General features: G+C 72.3%; 17 protein-coding genes. 15 read left to right on the plus strand and 2 right to left on the minus strand.

Going from position 1 to position 19,666, the window contains the following annotated elements:
- Nucleotides 1-11 precede the first annotated feature (11 nt).
- From AB0F40_RS12305 to AB0F40_RS12320, 4 genes are all read left to right on the plus strand, one after another.
- Nucleotides 12-2,144 (plus strand): glycoside hydrolase family 36 protein, encoded by a 2,133-nt coding sequence (locus AB0F40_RS12305; RefSeq protein ID WP_357467260.1) that lies wholly within the window; start codon nt 12-14, stop codon nt 2,142-2,144.
- Nucleotides 2,145-2,213: 69 nt separating this feature from the next.
- Nucleotides 2,214-3,533, plus strand: coding sequence for an extracellular solute-binding protein (locus AB0F40_RS12310; protein WP_357467262.1), 1,320 nt, complete (start codon nt 2,214-2,216; stop codon nt 3,531-3,533).
- A gap of 4 nt (nt 3,534-3,537) precedes the next feature.
- Nucleotides 3,538-4,419 (plus strand): sugar ABC transporter permease, encoded by an 882-nt coding sequence (locus AB0F40_RS12315; protein ID WP_357467263.1) that lies wholly within the window; start codon nt 3,538-3,540, stop codon nt 4,417-4,419.
- A complete protein-coding gene (locus tag AB0F40_RS12320) occupies nt 4,416-5,279 on the plus strand; it encodes a carbohydrate ABC transporter permease (protein ID WP_357467266.1) in 864 nt (287 codons plus the stop codon). Before AB0F40_RS12315 ends, AB0F40_RS12320 begins: the two co-directional genes overlap by 4 nt.
- A 9-nt stretch (nt 5,280-5,288) precedes the next feature.
- Here AB0F40_RS12320 and AB0F40_RS12325 read toward each other — a convergent pair whose 3' ends face one another.
- Complete coding sequence (locus AB0F40_RS12325; protein ID WP_357467269.1) at nt 5,289-5,672, minus strand: universal stress protein; 384 nt, start codon at nt 5,670-5,672, stop codon at nt 5,289-5,291.
- 261 nt (nt 5,673-5,933) lie between these two features.
- Here AB0F40_RS12325 and AB0F40_RS12330 point away from each other — a divergent pair, with 261 nt between their 5' ends.
- From AB0F40_RS12330 to AB0F40_RS12375, 10 genes are all read left to right on the plus strand, one after another.
- Nucleotides 5,934-7,061, plus strand: coding sequence for an SPFH domain-containing protein (locus AB0F40_RS12330; RefSeq protein WP_357467271.1), 1,128 nt, complete (start codon nt 5,934-5,936; stop codon nt 7,059-7,061).
- 2 nt (nt 7,062-7,063) lie between these two features.
- Nucleotides 7,064-8,257 carry a hypothetical protein gene (locus AB0F40_RS12335; RefSeq protein WP_357467274.1) on the plus strand — a complete coding sequence of 398 codons (1,194 nt, stop codon included), beginning with the start codon at nt 7,064-7,066 and terminating at the stop codon, nt 8,255-8,257.
- Nucleotides 8,258-8,333: 76 nt separating this feature from the next.
- Entirely contained in the window at nt 8,334-8,768 is a 435-nt protein-coding gene (locus AB0F40_RS12340; protein ID WP_357467276.1) for a zf-TFIIB domain-containing protein, read from the plus strand.
- A gap of 216 nt (nt 8,769-8,984) precedes the next feature.
- Complete coding sequence (locus AB0F40_RS12345; RefSeq protein ID WP_357467278.1) at nt 8,985-9,116, plus strand: hypothetical protein; 132 nt, start codon at nt 8,985-8,987, stop codon at nt 9,114-9,116.
- Nucleotides 9,113-9,205 carry a K(+)-transporting ATPase subunit F gene (gene kdpF / locus AB0F40_RS12350; RefSeq protein ID WP_357467279.1) on the plus strand — a complete coding sequence of 31 codons (93 nt, stop codon included), beginning with the start codon at nt 9,113-9,115 and terminating at the stop codon, nt 9,203-9,205. The genes AB0F40_RS12345 and kdpF overlap by 4 nt, the downstream gene beginning before the upstream one ends.
- Before the next feature lie 5 nt (nt 9,206-9,210).
- Complete coding sequence (gene kdpA, locus AB0F40_RS12355) at nt 9,211-10,884, plus strand: potassium-transporting ATPase subunit KdpA (protein ID WP_357467280.1); 1,674 nt, start codon at nt 9,211-9,213, stop codon at nt 10,882-10,884.
- On the plus strand, nt 10,881-13,073 hold the full coding sequence (kdpB, locus tag AB0F40_RS12360) for a potassium-transporting ATPase subunit KdpB (RefSeq protein ID WP_357467283.1): 2,193 nt from the start codon (nt 10,881-10,883) through the stop codon (nt 13,071-13,073). The genes kdpA and kdpB overlap by 4 nt, the downstream gene beginning before the upstream one ends.
- A 35-nt stretch (nt 13,074-13,108) precedes the next feature.
- Nucleotides 13,109-13,729, plus strand: a complete 621-nt coding sequence (gene kdpC, locus AB0F40_RS12365; protein WP_357467284.1) for a potassium-transporting ATPase subunit KdpC — start codon at nt 13,109-13,111, stop codon at nt 13,727-13,729.
- A 4-nt stretch (nt 13,730-13,733) separates the two neighbouring features.
- Nucleotides 13,734-16,259: a DUF4118 domain-containing protein gene (locus AB0F40_RS12370; protein WP_357467286.1), complete on the plus strand. Its 2,526-nt coding sequence runs from the start codon at nt 13,734-13,736 to the stop codon at nt 16,257-16,259.
- Nucleotides 16,256-16,978, plus strand: a complete 723-nt coding sequence (locus AB0F40_RS12375; protein ID WP_357467289.1) for a response regulator — start codon at nt 16,256-16,258, stop codon at nt 16,976-16,978. Before AB0F40_RS12370 ends, AB0F40_RS12375 begins: the two co-directional genes overlap by 4 nt.
- On the opposite strand, the gene AB0F40_RS12380 is transcribed toward AB0F40_RS12375, so the two are convergent.
- The gene (locus AB0F40_RS12380; RefSeq protein WP_357467291.1) at nt 16,960-17,964 is read right to left on the minus strand and encodes a DMT family transporter; all 1,005 of its coding nucleotides are present in this window, start codon (nt 17,962-17,964) and stop codon (nt 16,960-16,962) included. The genes AB0F40_RS12375 and AB0F40_RS12380 overlap by 19 nt on opposite strands.
- Nucleotides 17,965-18,014: 50 nt before the next feature.
- Between AB0F40_RS12380 and AB0F40_RS12385 the strand changes: the two genes are divergently transcribed.
- A complete protein-coding gene (locus AB0F40_RS12385) occupies nt 18,015-19,523 on the plus strand; it encodes a PLP-dependent aminotransferase family protein (RefSeq protein WP_357467294.1) in 1,509 nt (502 codons plus the stop codon).
- The last annotated feature ends 143 nt before the right edge of the window (nt 19,524-19,666 follow it).

The following is a 19,666-nucleotide window of genomic DNA, read 5'->3' on the forward strand; positions in this document are numbered from 1 at the left end:
TTCATGACGTCGTGCATGGAAGCCAGCCGACGACGGCGAACCACCGCTCAGCAGCGACGCGAGTAGCTCTCTGGGCCCTGGGCCAGGAGAGCCTGGTGCTCGTCCTGCCCGACGACGCCCCGGCGGCCCTGTCCACGAGCGACGACCCCGGGACCCCGACGCAGCCGCTCGTGGAGGTCCTCGCGGTCGGGCACGGGCGGGCCAGTGCCAACACCCGCAACACCGCGACGGCGATCGGCACGCGGCTGCGCGTGCTGGGCCACGATGCGACGTCGGCGGACGGCTGGCGGACCCTCCGGGTGTTCCAGCGGGACGACGTCACCGGGCTGCACACGACCTCGCACCTCCGGGCCCGCGAGAACGGCACCTCGCTCCAGTCGTGGACGTCGGTCCGCAACGACGGCCCGGCGCCCCTGGTGCTGCAGGCGGTGTCGTCGCTGATGATCGGCCGCCCGGTCGGGGCGGCCCCGGTCGCCGACACGCTGTCGCTGGAAGGCCACGGCGAGTGGGTCGGCGAGAACCGCTGGGCCTGGACGAGGCTCTCGGACCAGGCCGGGCTCGTCGGGCTCGACCTGCCCGCGCACCAGCACCAGGACGCCCGCGGCGCCCGCAGCCTGGTCAGCACGGGCTCGTGGTCCTCGGGACGGTACAACCCGGCCGGCGTCGTCCTGGCCGACGGCGGTCCAGCGCTCGCCTGGCAGGTCGAGCACAACGGCGCGTGGCGCGCGGAGCTCGGGGTGCGTCTGGACGGCGAGGACGAGGAGCTGCTGGTGCTCGGCCTCTTCGGTCCCACCGACGACGACCACGCCTGGACCCGGGTGCTCGGGGCCGGCGAGACCTTCGTCTCGGTCCCCGTGTCCGTCGCGGCGTCGGACGGGTGGCAGGAGTCGCTGGCCGAGCTGACCCGGCACCGCCGCGCGCTGCGCCGCGACCCGCGCCGCCCCGTCGTCGTCTTCAACGACTACATGAACACGATCATGGGCGATCCCACCACCGCGAAGCTCCTGCCGCTGGTCGACGCGGCGGCCCAGGCAGGTGCCGAGTACTTCTGCATCGACGCCGGCTGGTACGACGACGGCGGCGACTGGTGGGACTCCGTCGGCCTGTGGGAGCCGTCGGCCGCGCGGTTCCCCGACGGCGGCCTGCGGCGCGTGGTCGACGCGATCCGCGGGGCCGGCATGGTGCCGGGGCTGTGGCTCGAGCCCGAGGTGGTGGGGGTGCGCAGCCCGCTGGTGGACCGGCTGCCGGACGAGGCGTTCCTGCAGCGGCACGGTGTACGGATCACCGAGCACGACCGGTACCTGCTGGACCTGCGGCACGGCGACGTCCTCAAGCACCTGGACGAGGTGGTCGACCGCCTGGTCGAGGACTTCGGCGTCGGCTACTTCAAGCTCGACTACAACGTCACGCCCGGCGCGGGTACCGACCTGGACGCCGACAGCCCCGGCGACGGCCTGCTCCAGCAGAACCGCGCGCACCTCGACTGGCTCGACGGCGTTCTGGCACGCCACCCCGGCCTGGTGCTCGAGAACTGTGCGTCGGGCGCCATGCGCTCCGACTACGCGCTGCTGTCCCGGCTCGACCTGCAGTCGACATCGGACCAGCAGAACCCCCTGCTCTACCCGCCGATCGCCGCGGGCGCCCTGGTCGGCATTCTGCCGGAGCAGGCGGCGAACTGGGCCTACCCCCAGCCGGACATGACCGACGAGGAGATCGTCTTCACGGTCTCCACCGGCCTCGCCGGGCGCTTCTACCTCTCCGGCAAGCTGCACGACATGACGCCGGAGCAGGCGGCGCTGGTCGCCGCCGGCGTCAGCCTGGCCAAGCGCTGGACCTCGCGGCTGGTGGGCTCCGTCCCGTTCTGGCCGCTGGGGCTCCCGGACTGGAGCGCCCCGCTCGTGGCCTCCGGGCTGCGCGGCGCCGACGAGTCCCTGGTCGTCGTCTGGTGGCGCGGGACCGGAAGCACGGAGCTCGCCCTCGACCTGCCCGCCGGCGCCGTCGACATCGCCTACGGTCCGCCCGACGACGGGTGGCACCTCACGCGCGCCGGGGACGGTCCCGTCCACGTCCGCATCCCCGCCGGCCCGCAGGCCCGCGTCCTGCGAGTCCGGCACCCCGACCTCGTCCGACCAGCGCTCGACTGACCATCGGGGCCGCACGGCGGCCCGCCCGACCCGCAGTCGGCGAAGACTGCGTCCATCCAAGGAGTCGATATGAAGAAGTATCTGACCATCCCGGCGGCGGCAGTCGCCGTCGGCCTCCTCACCGCCGGATGCAGCGACCCGACGGCGGGCGCAGGCAGCACCGAACCGGGCGGCGCCGGGGCCTGGCCCGCGCAGGACGCCGACCTGACCGGCACCACGCTCACCATCTGGGCCGCGCAGAACTCGAGCACCGCACCGGACGCCGTCGTCGCCGGGTTCGAGGAGCTGACCGGGGCCGAGGTGGAGGTCGTCACGATCCCCGACCCCTACGAGCAGGGCGTGCAGACCAAGGTCGCCACGGGCGACCTCCCCGACCTCGCGTTCTGGCAGCCGACCGGCTCCATGCTGACCGCGCTCAACGCCCCCGGCAACCTGCAGCCGCTCGACGGCGCGCCCTGGCTCGACTCGTACGGCGAGGGCCTTGCCGACATGACCGGGCTCCTCGACGACACCCGCTACGCCGCCCTCGTCACCAGCCCGGCGGTCGAGGGCGTGTACTACAACAAGGAGGTGTTCGCCGAGCACGGGATCACCGAGACGCCCACCGACTGGAACAGCTTCGTCGAGACCGCCCGTGCCCTGAAGGCCGACGGCGAGACGCCGTTCTTCGAGATGGCCGGCGACCAGTGGGCCACGCAGTGGTGGGTCCAGGTCCAGCTCGCCGACGCCGCCGAGGACGGGCTGTGGGACCGCGTGAACACCGGTGAGGAGAAGTTCACCGACCCGACGATCCTCGGCGCCATCGAGACGTACCAGGGCCTGATCGACGAAGGCCTCTTCAACGAGGACATCAGGACCGCGACGTTCGAGGACCAGGCGGACGCCCTGCTGTCGGGGGACGCCGCCATGGCGGTCCAGGTCAACTCGTTCTTCGGCCAGCTCCAGGCCAAGGCCGACACGGCCGAGCTGGACGAGAAGATCGGCTTCTTCCCGATCTCACCCAACGGGAACGTGGGCACGTTCGTCCCCGACCAGTCCAACGCCCTGGTCGCCTTCAGGACCGGCGACGCCGACCAGGAGGCGGCGGCCCGCCAGCTCCTCGCCTACTGGCTCGGTGACGGGTACGCCGACTTCGTGGCCGACCGCGACACGATCTCGCTGCAGGACGACGTGCCGACGCCGGACTCCGTGCCCCAGGCACTCCTCGACGTGCACGCGTCGCTCGGCGAGTCCGTCGGCTCCATGCAGGCGCTCGCCGTGGCGAACCCCGACCTGTACATCTACCTGGCCGACATGATCCAGGGCACGGCGACGCCCGAAGAGGTCGCGCAGCAGACCCAGGACCAGTTCGCCCAGCTCGCGCGAGCCCAGGGCATCGAAGGCTTCTGACCCGGTGCGCACCGACCACCGCCACCGCGCCGCCCACCCGGGCCGGTACCTCGTCCCGGCGTTCGCGGTCCTCGGGGTGTTCTTCTTCCTGCCGACGGTCTTCAACTTCGTCTACTCGTTCACCGACTGGTCGAGCTTCAAGAGCGAGATCGGGTTCGTCGGGCTGCGGAACTTCCGTGACCTCATCTCGAGCGGAACCCTGCTGTCGTCCCTGCGGATCACGCTGGTCTACGCGGTGCTCGTGGCCGTCTTCCAGAACGTCTTCGGGCTGCTGCTCGCGCTGCTCCTGGAGCGGGACACCCGGATCAACCGGTTCGCCCGGGTCATGTTCTTCATCCCGGTCGTCATGTCCGCGCTGGCCGCCGGGTACGTGTTCCAGGCCATCCTCAAGCCGGACGGCGCCGCCAACGCGATCCTCGGCGCCGTGGTGGGCCACCCGGTCACGATTCCCTGGCTGGGCGACACCACATGGACGCTGGTGGTCGTCGCCCTGGTCCACGCCTGGAAGTGGATGGGGCTGTCCATGCTCATCTACCTCGCCGGCCTGAAGACCATCAGCGAGGACGTGCTCGAGGCCGCCCGGCTCGACGGCGCCTCGGCCTGGACCACCTTCCGCGACATCCGGTTCCCGCTGCTCGCACCCGCGCTGACCTTCAACGTCGCGACCGCCCTGCTCGGCTCGATGAACGGGTTCGACATCGTCCAGGCGACCACGGGCGGCGGGCCCGCGCGGACGACCGAGCTGCTCAACATCTTCATCTTCCGCACGTTCGGGCAGGGTCTGTTCGCGCAGGCCACGACCATGAGCCTCGTGCTGTTCGTCGTCGTGGTGGCCCTCGCGTTCCCGGTCATCCGGACCCTGCGCAAGAGAGAGGAAGTCCTGTGAGCTCCACGCGGCACGTGAACGGCAGGCGCGTGAACACCCGGCACGGGTTCTGGCGGCGCGTCCAGCCGGTGGCGGCGATCCTCGCCGTCGTCCTGCTCATCGGCATGCCGCTGTGGATAGTGGTCGTCACCGCGGGCAAGACCCAGGGCGAGGCCCTGGACCCTGACCTCTCCCTGCCCGCCACGTGGCAGTACGCCGAGAACTTCGCGGCCGTCTGGGAGCAGGGCCGCGTGCCCGCCGCGTTCTTCGGGAGCCTGCTGGTCATGGTCCCAGCGGTCGTCGGCGTGCTCGCGCTCGGGTCGCTCGCCTCGTGGGTGCTCGCCCGGCGCAGCTCGCGGCTCATGGCGGTGCTCTACGCGCTGGCTATCAGCGGCATCGTGCTGCCGCCCGCCGTCGTGACCGTCGTGCTGCTGCTGCGCCAGCTCGGCCTCGCGGGCACCGCGGTGGGGATGATCGGCGTCTACATGGGGATGTACCTGTCGACGGTCATCTTCTTCGTCACCGGGTTCATCCGCACGATCCCGATGGAGCTCGAGGAGGCGGCCCGGGTCGACGGGGCGGGGCCGCTGCGCGTGTTCGGCCGGATCATCCTGCCGCTCCTGGCGCCCGTGCTGTCCACGGCGACCATCCTGATCTGCCTGTACGTGTGGAACGACGTCTTCTATGCGTTCTTCGTCGTGGGCGGGCGCCTGGACACCCTGCCGCTGAACCTGTTCCAGGTCGCCAGCGCCGGGCTGTACCTGGAGAACTGGCACCTGATCTTCGCCTACGTGGTGCTGATGAGCCTGCCGCTGCTGGTCGTCTTCATCGTCGCTCAGCGCAAGATCATCTCGGGCATCACGTCGGGCGCCGTGAAGTAGAAAGGACTGTCAGGCGTAGCCGGCCTTGACCACCAGGACCGGTGCGGGGGAGTCGAGCAGCACGCGCTGCGTCGTCGACCCGACGAGGAACTTGCCGACCGTCGAGTGCTTGCGCGAGCCGATGACCACGAGGTCCGCCGCGACCGCCTCGGCCTGGTCGACGATCGCATCGGCGACGTCGGCCTGCTCGGAGCGGAAGGTGATCGGCGCGACCGTGACGGTGCCGGGGACGGTGTCGAGCAGATGCGCCAGCGCCGCGGGGACGTTGGCACCCACCTGGGGCGTGAGGACGAGGACTGCCAGCTCCTGCCGGCGTCGCACCGCCTCGGTGACGGCGGCACGCATCGCGGCCTCACCCTGGGGCGACTCGTTGTACGCCACGAGGACGGTCATCGGTCCTTGCACCTCCGGACAGGTTCGCCGGGTGTCACCCCTGCTGGTGAAACTCTCTCACATGTCAGGGGTGCTGGCAGTCGTCCGCTGCCACGTGATACGGCTGCCACGTGATACGTCGTCGCTCCGCCGCCACGTGGCTGGTCACGCCGCCCCCTCGGCGCTGCTTTCGTTTCGCCGGGGTGGGCAGGAATTGTAGGGTCCCAGTGCTTGCAGCGTCCGGGCGAGCAGCCGGGTAGGTAGAGAACGAAGGAGCACGTCATGGGCCTGCTGGACAAGATCAAGGGCGAGCTGGTCGACATCGTCGAATGGCTCGACGACACACGGGACACCATCGTGTGGCGGTTCCCTCGCTACGAGAACGAGATCAAGATGGGCGCACAGCTCGTCGTGCGCGAGTCGCAGACCGCCGTCTTCGTCAACGAGGGCCTGATCGCCGACGTGTTCGAGCCGGGCACCTACACGCTCGAGACCCAGAACCTGCCGGTGCTGTCGACGCTGAAGGGCTGGAAGTACGGCTTCCACTCGCCCTTCAAGGCCGAGGTGTACTTCGTCAGCACCCGCCAGTTCACCGACCTGAAGTGGGGCACCAAGAACCCCGTCATGATGCGGGACCCGGAGCTGGGCATGGTGCGCCTGCGCGCCTTCGGCGCGTTCGCCGCCCGCGTCACCGACCCGCAGAAGCTGCTGCGCGAGCTCGTCGGCACCGATCAGCGGTTCCGCACCGACGAGGTGCACGAGTACCTGCGTCAGAACGTCGTGAGCCACCTCGCGAGCGCACTCGCGTCCGCCGGGATCCCCGTGATCGACCTCGCCGCCCATCACGCCCAGCTCGGCGACCAGCTCGCGACCAAGCTCACCGAGGAGCTCGCGGAGCTGGGCATCTCGGTGCCGAACTTCGTCATCGAGAACATCTCCCTGCCGCCAGAGGTCGAGGAGGCGCTCGACAAGCGCACGTCCATGGGCATCGTCTCCTCCGGGACCGTCGGCAGCATGGCCGCCTTCCAGCAGTTCCAGGCGGGCGCCGCGATGGAGGCCGCGGCCGAGGGCGGCGGCAGCGCCGGTGCCGTGATCGGCATGGGCCTCGGCCAGTCGGTGGGCAACGCGATAGTTCCGCCCACCCAGTCGGCACCCGCACCCGCACCCGCACCGGCGGCCGCGGCTCCGGCGTCGGGTCCGCCGCCGCTGCCCGGCTGGTACCTCGGCAACGCCGGCGCGCAGACCGGCCCGTTCGACGACGCCGCGCTGGCCGGCCAGGCCGCCGCAGGCACGCTCACGCCCGGCACGCTGATCTGGCGCGCCGGGATGGCCGGCTGGGAGCCGGCGTCGGCGGTACCCGACGTCGCGAAGCACCTGGGCGCCACCCCGCCCCCGCTGCCGCAGGCCTGAGGATGGCGGAGCTCACAGAGGGCGGCACGACCGCCCACCACGCCTACCCGTGCGAGCAGTGCGGGGCCAGCGTCGAGTTCGCGGCCGGGACCGGGACGCTGACCTGCCCGTACTGCGGGCACGCGCAGCAGGTCACCGCCGTCGGCGAGGTGCGTGAGCACGACTTCGCGAGCCTCGCCGCCACGCCACGCGCGGCCGCCCCGGCCACGCACGAGTACCAGTGCGGCACGTGCGGCGCGCTGACCACCAGCGGTCACCTGTCGCAGAAGTGCGGGTTCTGCGGATCGCCGATGGTCGCAGAGGTCGAGGCGCTCGGCCTGGTCGAACCGGAGGCGGTCCTCCCGTTCGGGGTCGACAGGCCGTCGATGCAGAGCGCCCTGCAGAAGTGGGTGCGCTCGCGGTGGTTCGCGCCGTCGGCCCTGAAGAAGGTGGTGTCCGCGGAGCAGGCGCACGGCGTCTACCTGCCCCACTGGACGTTCGACGCGCAGACCCGGTCCGCCTACACGGGGCAGCGCGGCGAGCACTACTGGGTGACCGAGACGTACACCACCACCGACTCCGAGGGCCGCAGCCAGACGCAGACCCGGCAGGTGCAGAAGACCCGCTGGTACCCCGCGTCCGGCACGGTGGCGCGGGCCTTCGACGACGTGCTCGTCGCGGGGACCGGGCGGGTCATGCCGGAGCACCTTGCGAAGCTCAGCCCGTGGCCGCTGGAGCAGGCAGCGCAGTACCAGCCCGACTACCTGGCGGGCTACGAGACGCTGCGGTACGACGTCGAGCCGGAGGCGGGCCTGGACGTCGCCAAGCAGAAGATGGCGCCCGTCATCGAGAACGACTGCGAGCGGGACATCGGCGGCGACGTCCAGCGGGTGCACCACGTGGACACCGGCTACTCGGAGATCACGTACAAGCTCCTGCTGCTCCCGGTGTGGATCGCGACGTACCTGTACGGCGGCAAGCCGTTCCAGGTGCTCGTCAACGCCCGCACGGCCGAGGTCGTGGGCGAGCGCCCGTGGTCGGTCTGGAAGATCGCGTCGGCCGTCCTCGTGGGGCTGCTCCTGGTCGCGGCGGTCGTGTGGTTGGTGGCGACGTCCCAGGACGGCGGTGCGACGGCCACCGTCTACTCGGGGCTCGCGCTGTTGGGTGATCCGGCGGCCCGTGAGAGCGTGGGGCCCTACATGGACCCCGGCGTCTGATCCTGACGTCGCGGAACCGCACGCTCGGCCCGTCCGTTGATGATCTGCAGACGACGACCGCAAGGAGACCCTTACGATGCTGTGCCCCATCGACCAGACCACGCTCGTCATGTCCGAGCGCAAGGGGATCGAGATCGACTACTGCCCCACGTGTCGTGGCGTGTGGCTCGACCGTGGTGAGCTCGACAAGGTCATCGACCGCTCGGTGGAGAACGAGATCGCCGCCGAGAACCGGCCGACGGCGCCCGCCCCTCCTGTAGCGCCGGCCCCTCCCGCCCCGCCGGTGCCCAACCCCGTGCAGGCGGGCCCGTACGGCTCGTCGCAGCCGGCCTACGACCCGCGGTACGACGACCGTCGGCGCGACGACGACCGCCGCTACGACCGGGACCGCCGGTACGACGGCGACCGGCGCTACGACGGCGACCGCCGGTACGACGGCGACCGCCGGTACGACCCGCGCTACAAGAAGAAGCGCAAGGAGTCCTTTCTGGAGGACCTCTTCGACTTCTGAGGCCCCCGGCCCGGATCGGCCCGGATCGGCCCGGACGACCCCAACACCATGCACGCGACACGCCGCAGGTGGCGTGCAGGGTGTTGGGGTCGTCTGCTGTCCGGAACCGGCCCTGACGAGGTAACCCGTTAGAGGCCTGTCAGGGTCCCGGCGCCCGGTGTCAACGTTCCGTCAAGGACCGCTTCCACCGGTCGCGCACCGGCGTAGACCAGTGGCATGACCGATCTGGCCTACATCCTCCTGACCGTGGTGTTCTTCACCGCGGTGGCCCTGGTGGCGCGTCGCGCCGCCACGCACGAGACCGCCCCGCGCGACTCGTCCGCCGACCCCCTGGGGAGGCGGAAGTGAACGCGTTCGACGTCGTGGGCCTGGTGCTCACGCTGGCCGGCCTCGGGTACCTCTTCGTGGCGCTGCTGCGCGCCGACCGGACGCGGTGATCGTCATGAGCACCGCAGCCCCCGTGCTCGTGGCACTGGCGCAGATCCTTGTGCTGGTCGCCGCGCTCGCCGCCGTGCACGTACCGCTGGGCGCGTACCTGGCGCGTACCTACAGCAGCCCGAACCACCTGCGGGCCGAGCGCCTCTGGTACCGCGCCGTGCGCGTGGACCCGGACGCTGAGCAGCGCTGGACCACCTACCTGATGTCGCTGCTGGGCTTCTCGCTCGTCTCCGTGCTCTTTCTCTACGGGCTGGGGCGGCTCCAGGCCTACCTGCCGTGGGACCTCGGCTTCACCGGGCTCGACCCGGGCGGCGCCTGGAACACCGCCGTCAGCTTCACCACGAACACGAACTGGCAGTGGTACTCGGGGGAGGCCGCCGCGGGACACCTGCTCCAGATGACCGGCCTCACCGTGCAGAACTTCGTCTCGGCGGCCGTCGGCATGGCCGTCGCCATCGCCCTGGTGCGCGGCTTCGCCCGCTCGGGTACCGACGCGCGCGTCGGCAACTTCTGGTCCGACCTGACCCGCGGCGTGGTCCGTGTCCTCCTGCCGCTCTCCGTCGTCGCCGCGATCGTGCTGATGGCGTGCGGCGTCATCCAGAACCTGGACCCGCACACGGCGATCCGCACGGTGGAGGGCGCCACCCAGCACGTGCTGGGCGGTCCGGTCGCCTCTCAGGAGGCCATCAAGAACGTCGGCACCAACGGTGGCGGGTTCTTCAACGCGAACTCGGCGCACCCCTTCGAGAACCCGACGCCGTTCACGAACCTCGTCGAGATCTTCCTGCTGCTCGTCATCCCGTTCACCCTGCCGCGGGCGTTCGGCATCATGGTCGGCGACCGCCGCCAGGGCTGGGCGGTCCTCGGCGTCATGGGTGGCCTCTGGGCGGCGTCGCTGGCGCTGACCACCTGGGCCGAGCTGGCGGGCCCCGGTGCCGCGCCCCAGGCGGCGGGTGCCGCCATGGAGGGCAAGGAGTCGCGGTTCGGGCTCGCCGCGAGCGCCCTGTTCGCGGTGTCGACGACGGCGACGTCGACGGGGTCGGTGAACTCGATGCACGACTCGTTCACGGCGCCGGGTGGCGGCATGCTGCTGTTCAACATGCTGCTGGGCGAGGTGGCGCCGGGCGGGGTGGGCGCCGGCCTGTACGGGATGCTCCTGCTGGCGGTGGTCGCGGTGTTCGTCGCGGGCCTGATGGTGGGTCGTACCCCGGAGTACCTGGGCAAGAAGATCGGCCGCCCGGAGATGACGATCGTCGCGCTGTACGTGCTGACGGTGCCCGCGCTGGTGCTGGTCGGCACGGCGGTGGCCGTCGTCGTCGAGCCGGGGCTGGCGGGGATCCAGGACCCCGGCCCGCATGGTCTGTCCGAGGTGCTGTACGCGTTCGCGTCGGCGGCGAACAACAACGGGTCGGCGTTCGCGGGCCTGACCACGGGCACCCCGTTCTACGAGGTGGCCCAGGGCCTGGCGATGCTGGCCGGGCGCTTCGTCCCGATAGCCCTGGTGCTGGCCCTGGCCGGCAGGCTCGCGAGCCAGACGGCGGTCCCGGCGACGTCGGGCACGCTGCCGACGCACCGTCCGCTGTTCGCCGGTCTGCTGGCCGCGGTGGCGCTCGTCGTCGTGGGGCTCACCTTCATTCCCGTCCTGTCCCTCGGTCCCGTTGTGGAGTCCCTGTCATGACCATCGACACCCGGAGCGTCCCCGAGGCGCCCGCCCACGTACCTGCTGGAACCGCGCACCGCCCGAAGCGTTCGACCCCGCGTGCCCTGACCTGGGCGCAGCTGCGGGCGGCGCTCCCTGGCGCGCTGCGGAAGCTCGATCCGCGCGTGCTGTACACGTCGCCGGTGATGTTCGTGGTCGAGGTGGGTGCACTCGTCACGACGGTCCTCGCGATCATCGAGCCCGGCGTGTTCGCCGGGTGGATCGCCGTGTGGCTGTGGGCGACGGTGTTCTTCGCGACCCTCGCGGAGTCGGTGGCGGAGTCGCGGGGCAAGGCGCAGGCCTCCACCCTGCGGGCGACGCAGCGGCAGACGACGGCGCGCAAGGTCACCGCTGCGCAGGACACGCTGGCGTCGGGCTCGCGCCTGGACCTGCTGCCGACGGTCGAGGTGCCGTCCTCGACGCTCCAGGTGGGCGACGTCGTGGTGGTCGCGGCGGGGGAGACCCTGCCGGGCGACGGCGACGTCATCGAGGGCGTCGCGTCGGTGGACGAGTCGGCGGTCACGGGTGAGTCGGCCCCGGTCATCAGGGAGTCCGGCGGCGACCGCAGCGCGGTCACCGGCGGCACGGTGGTCCTGTCCGACCAGATCGTCGTGCGCATCACGGCGCCGGCGGGCTCGACGTTCGTGGACCGGATGATCGCGCTGGTGGAGGGCAGCGAGCGGCAGAAGACGCCGAACGAGGTGGCACTGAACATCCTGCTCACGTCGCTCACCATCGTGTTCCTCCTGGCTGTCGCGACGCTGCAGCCGTTCGCGGTGTACTCGGGCTCGCGGCAGTCGCTGCTGGTGCTGGTGGCCTTGCTGGTCTGCCTGATCCCGACGACGATCGGCGCGCTGCTCAGCGCCATCGGCATCGCGGGCATGGACCGGCTGGTGCAGCGCAACGTGCTGGCGATGTCGGGCCGGGCGGTCGAGGCGGCGGGTGACGTCGACGTGCTGCTGCTCGACAAGACCGGCACCATCACCTACGGCAACCGGCGCGCGACGGAGGTGCTGCCGGTGGGCGGGGTGACCCCGGACGAGCTGGCCGCCGCGGCGCGCCTGGCCTCGCTGGCGGACGAGACGCCGGAGGGCCGAAGCATCGTCGAGCTGGTCGACGCCCGCTACTCCTCCGCTGAGTGCGGGGTATTTGTGGGGCCGGAGCCTGCTGACCCCACAAATACCCAGCACTCAACGGACGGGGTGGAGTGGGTGGCGTTCACCGCGCAGACGCGGATGTCGGGGGTGGACCTGCCGGGCGCCGTCCGCATCCGGAAGGGGGCCGGCAGCGCCGTCCAGCGTTGGGTGCACAGCACCGGTGCGCAGCTCTCCGAGCAGGAAGCCGAGGAGCTGGCGGCCCACGTCGACGCCGTGTCCCGGACGGGCGGCACGCCCCTCGTCGTCGCCGAGCAGGTCGGCGAGGCGCCGGCTCGCGTGCTCGGCGTCGTCCGGCTCAAGGACGTGGTCAAGGAGGGGATGCGCGAGCGGTTCGACCAGCTGCGCGCGATGGGCATCCGGTCCGTCATGGTCACGGGCGACAACCAGGTGACCGCGCGGGCCATCGCCGCCGAGGCGGGGGTGGACGACGTGCTGGCGGAGGCCACGCCCGAGGACAAGCTCGACCTGATCCGCCGCGAGCAGGAGGGCGGCAGGCTGGTCGCCATGGCCGGGGACGGCACGAACGACGCCCCCGCGCTCGCTCAGTCCGACGTCGGCGTCGCGATGAACACCGGCACGTCCGCCGCCAAGGAGGCGGGCAACATGGTGGACCTCGACTCCGACCCCACCAAGCTCATCGAGATCGTGGAGATCGGCAAGCAGCTGCTCATCACGCGCGGCGCGCTGACCACGTTCTCCGTCGCGAACGACGTCGCGAAGTACTTCGCGATCCTGCCCGCCATGTTTCTCACGGTGTTCCCGCAGCTCGAGGTGCTGAACGTCATGCGGCTGTCGAGCCCCGGCTCGGCGATCCTGTCGGCCGTCATCTTCAACGCGCTGATCATCCTCGTGCTGATCCCGCTGTCGCTGCGCGGTGTGCGGTACCGGCCGGCGTCGGCGTCGGACCTGCTGCGGCGCAACCTGCTGATCTACGGTCTCGGCGGCCTGGTCGCCCCGTTCGTCGGGATCAAGCTCATCGACCTCGTCGTCTCGCTGCTCCCTGGCCTGTAGCCCGGACCGTGCAGCGGACCTGGAAAGGAACTCACATGGCAACGACCACAGCGGCGAGCGACCTCGCGACGCTGACCCGCCACTCGCTGGCCGGGCTACGCATGCTGCTCGCCTTCACCCTGCTGACCGGGCTGGCCTACCCGCTCGCGATGACCGCCGTCGGGCAGATGGCCTTCGGCTGGCAGGCCAACGGCTCGCTCGTCGGGTCCGACGGCGCGCGCACCACCTCGCGCGACGACGCGGCCGGATCCGCGCTGATCGCCCAGGGCTTCGCGGGCGAGCAGTACTTCCACCCTCGGCCGTCGGCCGGCGAGTACGACACCCTCGCGTCCGGCGGGTCCAACCTGGGCCCGCTCAACCCCGACCTGGTCGCCTCCATCGAGGAGCGCAAGGCGGCGGTCGCCGACCTGGAGGGGGTGGCCCCGGCCGACGTCCCCGCCGACGCCGTCACGGCTTCGGCCTCGGGCCTCGACCCGCACGTCAGCCCCGAGTACGCGGCGATCCAGGTCGCGCGGGTCGCGGCCGCCAGGGGCCTGACCGACGCCGAGGTGGCCGACCTGGTGGCGCAGCACACCACCGGACGCGACCTGGGCGTGCTCGGCGAGCCGCGGGTGAACGTCCTGCAGCTCAACCTCGCTCTCGATGTCGCACACTGAGGCCATGACCACCGGACGCCGGGGCCGCCTCACCGTCTACCTCGGGGCGGCCCCTGGCGTGGGCAAGACCTACGCCATGCTCGACGAGGCGTGCCGTCGCCGCGCACGCGGCACCGACGTCGTGATCGGCCTCGTGGAGACGCACGGCCGGGCGGCGACCGTCGACCGGATCAGGGACCTGGAGATGGTCCCGCGGCGGCTCGTCGAGCACCGCGGGACCATGCTCACGGAGCTCGACGTGGCGGCCGTGCTGGAACGGGCGCCCAAGGTGGCGCTCGTGGACGAGCTCGCGCACACCAACGCACCCGGGTCGCAGCACGCCAAGCGCTGGCAGGACGTGCACGACCTGCTCGACGCAGGCATCGACGTGGTCACCACGGTCAACGTGCAGCACCTCGCGTCGCTGACCGACGACGTCGAGGCGATCACCGGCGTCCGGCAGCGGGAGACGGTGCCCGACCAGGTGGTGCGCGACGCCGACCAGATCCAGCTCGTCGACCTCTCGCCGCAGCAGCTGCGGCGCCGGCTCGCCCACGGCAACGTGTACCGGGCCGAGCAGATCGACGCGTCCATGTCGTCGTTCTTCCGCGTCGGCAACCTGACGGCGCTGCGCGAGCTCGCCCTGCTGTGGCTCGCCGACCGCGTCGACGACGCCCTGACCAGGTACCGCGCCGACCACGCCATCGACGGCACCTGGCCGGCCCGCGAGCGCATCGTCGTCGCCGTCACCGGTGGCCCCGAGACGGAGACGCTGCTGCGCCGGGGTGCGCGGATCGCGCAGCGCGCCGCCGGCACGGAGCTGCTGGCCGTGCACGTGCTGCCGACGGACGGGCTGCCGTCGACGCCGTCGGCCACCATCAGCGCGCACCGGGCCCTGGTGGAGTCGCTCGGTGGCTCGTTCCACACGGTCGTCGGGGAGGACGTGCCGTCAGCGGTCGTGGACTTCGCGCGCGGGGTCAACGCGACGATGATCGTGGTGGGCGTGTCCCGGCACAGCGTGTGGCGGCAGGCGCTGCTCGGTTCCTCCGGAGCGGAGATCGCGCGCCTGTCGGGCGCCATCGACGTGCACCTCGTGACGCACGAGCGGGCCCGCATGGGAGTCGGCGTGGGGTCCCGGTACTCGTCGCTGTCACCGGGGCGCAGGGCCGCGGGCTGGGGGTCGGCGCTCGCGATGCCGACGGCTCTGACCGCCATCCTCCTGCTGATCGGCCGGGACGACGTGGCCCTCGCGACCGACGCCATGCTGCTCCTGGCCGGCGTGGTCGGGGTCGCCATGATCGGCGGGCTCTGGCCGGCCATCGTGGCCGCCATCGTGTCGAACCTCTGCCTCAACTGGTTCTTCACGCCCCCGGTGACCCGATGGACGATCGCGGAGGCCGAGAACGTGTTCGCGCTCGCTGTTTTCGTGGTGGTCGCGGTCGCCGTCGCGTCGGTGGTCGACCTCGCGGCGCGCCGCACCACTCAGGCCTATCGGGCCCGCGCCGAGGCGTCCACGCTGGCCGCGCTGTCGCGCTCGGTGCTGTCCGGGCAGGACACGGCCCAGGCGATCGTGCAGCGGCTGGCACAGACCTTCGCGATGTCCGGCGTGCGGCTGGAGGAACGTGCCGACGAACGCGCTCCGTGGACGGTCGTCGCGCACGAGTCGAGGGGCGCCGAGCAGGTCCCGGACGGACCCGTGACCGAGGTGGCGATCGACGACCGGCACCGGCTGCTCCTGGCCGGGCGGGTGCTCCCGGCGACGGACCGGCAGGTGGTCGAGGCGTTCGGCGCGCAGGCCGGGATCGTCCTGGAGCACCGGCGGCTGCGCGAGCAGGCGGCGCAGGCGGAGGTGCTGGAGCAGACCGAGCGCACACGCACGGCGCTGCTCGCCGCGGTCTCCCACGACCTGCGCACGCCGCTCGCGGTGATCCGCACGGCCGTGGACGGGCTCGCCTCGCCCGACGTCGAGCTCGACCGGGAGGACCGCGACACCCTGACGGCGACGATCGCCGACTCGACGCACCGCCTCGAACGGCTCATCGGCAACCTCCTGGACCTGTCGCGCCTGCAGACCGGGGCCGTGCGCCCGGCCCTGCGCGCCGCGTCGCTGGAGGAGGTGGTGCCGATCGCCGTCGAGCCGTGGCTGTCCGGGCTGGCCCTCGACGTGCCGGAGGACCTCCCGCTCGTGCGCACCGACCCGGGCCTGTTCGAGCGGGTGGTGGCGAACGTCGTCTCGAACGCGGTGCGGCACTCCCCGGCCGGGGCGAAGGTCCTGGTCACGGCCTCCGCGACGCGGGAGACCGTCGAGCTGCGCGTGGCGGACACCGGACCCGGCGTTCCGGACGACCGCAAGGCCACCATGTTCGAGCCGTTCCAGCGCCTCGACGACACGAGCACGGGCGGCCTGGGCCTCGGCCTGGCCGTCGCGTCGGGCCTCGCGGCCGCCGTCGGTGCGTGGATCGCCGCCGAGGACACCCCGGGCGGCGGCCTGACGATGGTGCTCACGGTGCCACGCGCCCGGGACGCCGACCATGATGGGATGGGCCTGTGATCGGTGAGCCAGGTGGCGGGGGCGAGCGGGCATCGGCGTCGGGCAACCGGGTGCTCGTGGTGGACGACGACGCCGCGCTGGCCCGCGCGCTGGCCATCAACCTGCGGGCGCACGGCTGGGACGTCACCGCCGCACCGACGGGCGCGGCGGCCCTTGATGCCGTGGCGTCGGCCCGGCCGGACGTGGTGCTGCTCGACCTCGGCCTGCCCGACATGCCGGGCCTCGACGTCATCGAGGGGATCCGGGGCTGGACGCGGGTGCCGATCGTGGTGCTGTCCGCGCGCCAGCTCGGCGACGACAAGGTCGACGCCCTGGACGCGGGTGCCGACGACTACGTGACCAAGCCGTTCGCGATGAACGAGCTCCTCGCACGGCTGCGCGCCGCCGTCCGGCGAGCGGAGCCGACCCAGTCCGAGGAACCCGTGGTCACGGCAGGGGAGCTGCGGATCGACCTGGCGCGCCGGCAGGTGTCCCGCGCCGGCGCCGAGGTGCGGCTCAGCCCTACCGAGTGGGCGCTGCTGGAGGTGCTCGTGCGCAACCGCGGCCGGCTCGTGGACCGCAAGCTCCTGCTGCACGAGGTCTGGGGCCCCGCGTACTCGACGGAGACCAACTATCTCCGCGTCTACACGGCGCAGCTGCGGCGCAAGCTGGAGCAGGACCCGTCCCACCCGCGCCATATTCTCACCCATCCGGGATCGGGCTACCGGTTCGAGGAGTGAGGCCGACGGCGCCGGACGTCGCCACGCGGCACCGGTCCGTGGCTCGACGCTCTGCGCCTCTTGGGCCGCGAGCCACGGCCGGCCGGCTGAGCCCCGAGCACGACGCCCGCGACGACCACCGCGACGCCCACCCACACCAGCGGTCCCGGCACGGGGCCGCCGAGCAGCACGCTGCCCACCGCCGACGCGACGGGCACCACGCCGGTGAACAGCCCGGCACGCCCCGGACCGATCCGCCCGACCGCCGTGTACCAGAGCAGGAACGCCACCACCGTGACACCGAGCGCGAGGTGCAGCGTGGCGGGCAGGTGCTCGGCGCGCAGCGTCAGGACGGCGCCCGGCCCCTCTGTGGTGAGGCTCAGTGCCCAGAGCGCCGCCGCCGCGATCCAGACCGCATGGAGCGACACCCCGTGCGGCCCGAGCCTGCGCAGCACCGGCACCGCCAGCAGCGTGAACCCGGCCTCGCAGAGCAGCGTCAGCAGCGCGTAGCCCAGCCCGGCGGAATCGGTGCGCCCACCACCGGTCACCAGGACGGCGCCCAGGGTCACCACCACCGCCGCGACCACCACGAGCGGCGTCGGCCGGGTGCGCCCGAGCAGCGGGCCCACCAGCGCCAGCAGGATGGGCACCGCCGCGACGGCGACACCGATCACCGCTGGCTCGGCGTGCGCGACGCCGCGCACCACGCCCACGTTGAACAGCACCAGCCCGCTCAGCGCCACGCCCGCCAGCCACGCCCACTCCCGGCCGCGCGGGACGGGAACGGCCTGGCGGGTCACCCGCAGGACCAGTACGAGGACGGCGGCAGCGACCGTGTACCGGAGAGCCTGCACCGCGAAGAGTGGAGCGTCGGCGAGCACGCCCGACACCGCCACCTGGCTGCCGACCAGCGCCATCCCGATGCCCGCGTACAGCGGTCCGGACCATGGTCTCGCCTGCTGGTCCGTGTGCTCGGTCCGTGCCGCCGGTCGGGTGCTGGTCGTCATGCCCGCGAGCCTGCTCGAACTTTGGTATATCTGACAGGGCCAAGATCACGATGATCAAGGGGACCAAGATGCCAGGGGCCGACTTTCTCCAGCTCGACCCCGCCCAGGCCGGCCGCGGCAGCCTCACGGCGTGGCTCGCCGAGGCGGTGCGGGACGCGGTGTCCGACGGCCGGCTCGCACCGGGCGACCGGCTGCCCGCGACCCGCGTCCTGGCGGGCCAGCTGGGCTGCTCGCGCGGCGTGGTGGTCGACGCCTACCGGCGTCTCACCGACGAGGGCCTGCTGTCCGGCCACCACGGCGGCGGCACGACGGTCCGCACGGCATGGGCACCGATGTCCGCCCCGTCGTCCGCCCCGCGGCCGCGGCCCGACGTCGGTGCGCGGACGGCCACGGCATCGGGCCTTGCGGGCGTCCCGCCTGCCCCGACCGGCACGGCGACGCCGGACCACCGTGCCGACCTGCCGGACCTGATCGACCTGGCACCCGGGCTGCCCGACCTGTCCGCGTTCCCTCGTGCCGCCTGGGCTCGCGCCGAACGGTCGGCGCTGACCGGGCTGGCGTCGAGCGAGCTCGGCTACGGGGACCCGCGCGGTCTGCCCGCGCTCCGCGAGGCGCTCGCCGGCTGGCTCGCGCGCACCCGAGGGCTGCGCGCCCGTCCGGACGACATCCTCGTGGTCAACGGCGTCTCCCAGGGCCTCATGCTGCTCGCCCGGGCGCTCGGGGCCCAGGGGCTGCGCCGGATCGGGTTCGAGGACCCGGGCTCGTTCGGGGCGCGCGAGCACCTGCGACGGTGGGACCTGGAGCCGGTCCCGGTCCCGGTGGACCACGACGGGCTCGACGTGGCCGCGCTCGGCAGAACGGGGGTCGACGCCGTGGTGGTCACTCCCGCGCACCAGTTCCCCACGGGTGTGGTGCTCGCCCCGGACCGTCGACGGGAGCTCGTCGCGTGGGCGCACGGCGCACCGCCGTCGGGCTCCGGACGCCCGCCCAGGCGTCTGGTCATCGAGGACGACTACGACGCCGAGCACCGCTACGACCGCCCGCCGGTCCCGGCGCTGCGTGCGCTCGCGCCCGACCACGTGGTGCACCTCGGCAGCGTGTCCAAGTCGCTGGCCCCGGCCATCCGCATCGGCTGGCTCCTCGCGCCGGCCGCGCTCCAGGCCGAGCTGGTCGAGGCCCGGTACTGGACCGATCTCGCGAGCCCCGCGCTGCCTCAGCTCGCCCTGGCGCACTTCATCACCTCTGGCGGGTTCGAGCGCCACCTCCGCCAGGTCCGGCGACGCCACCGTGCCCGCCGCGACGCCCTGCTCGCGGCACTTGCCGCGCATCTGCCCGACAGCACCGCTCACGGGGTGGCCGCCGGCCTGCACCTGATGGTGACGCTGCCCGGCATCGACGACCGTGCGGCCGCCGGGCGGGCCGGCGAGGCCGGCGTCCGTGTGCAGCCCTTGTCGGCGCACCGGATGGGCGCTGGGCCCCCTGGCCTGGTGATCGGGTACGCCGCGAACACTCCGGACCGGCTGCACGCGGCCGTACGGCGGATCGCGCAGAGCCTCTGAGATAAACCCATGAGGCAGTCCGCCGGTTACCGAGGAAATGCCTGATTGCTTCTTCATACAGCAGTGAGGCCCTTTCCTGGAAATCCAGGAAAGGGCTCCACAGCTGTCTTTTGTGCCAGTCCACCGTTGCGAACAGCTGGCGC

Origin of the sequence: Promicromonospora sp. NPDC023987 (genome assembly GCF_040639055.1) — a bacterium.
Taxonomy (GTDB): domain Bacteria; phylum Actinomycetota; class Actinomycetes; order Actinomycetales; family Cellulomonadaceae; genus Promicromonospora.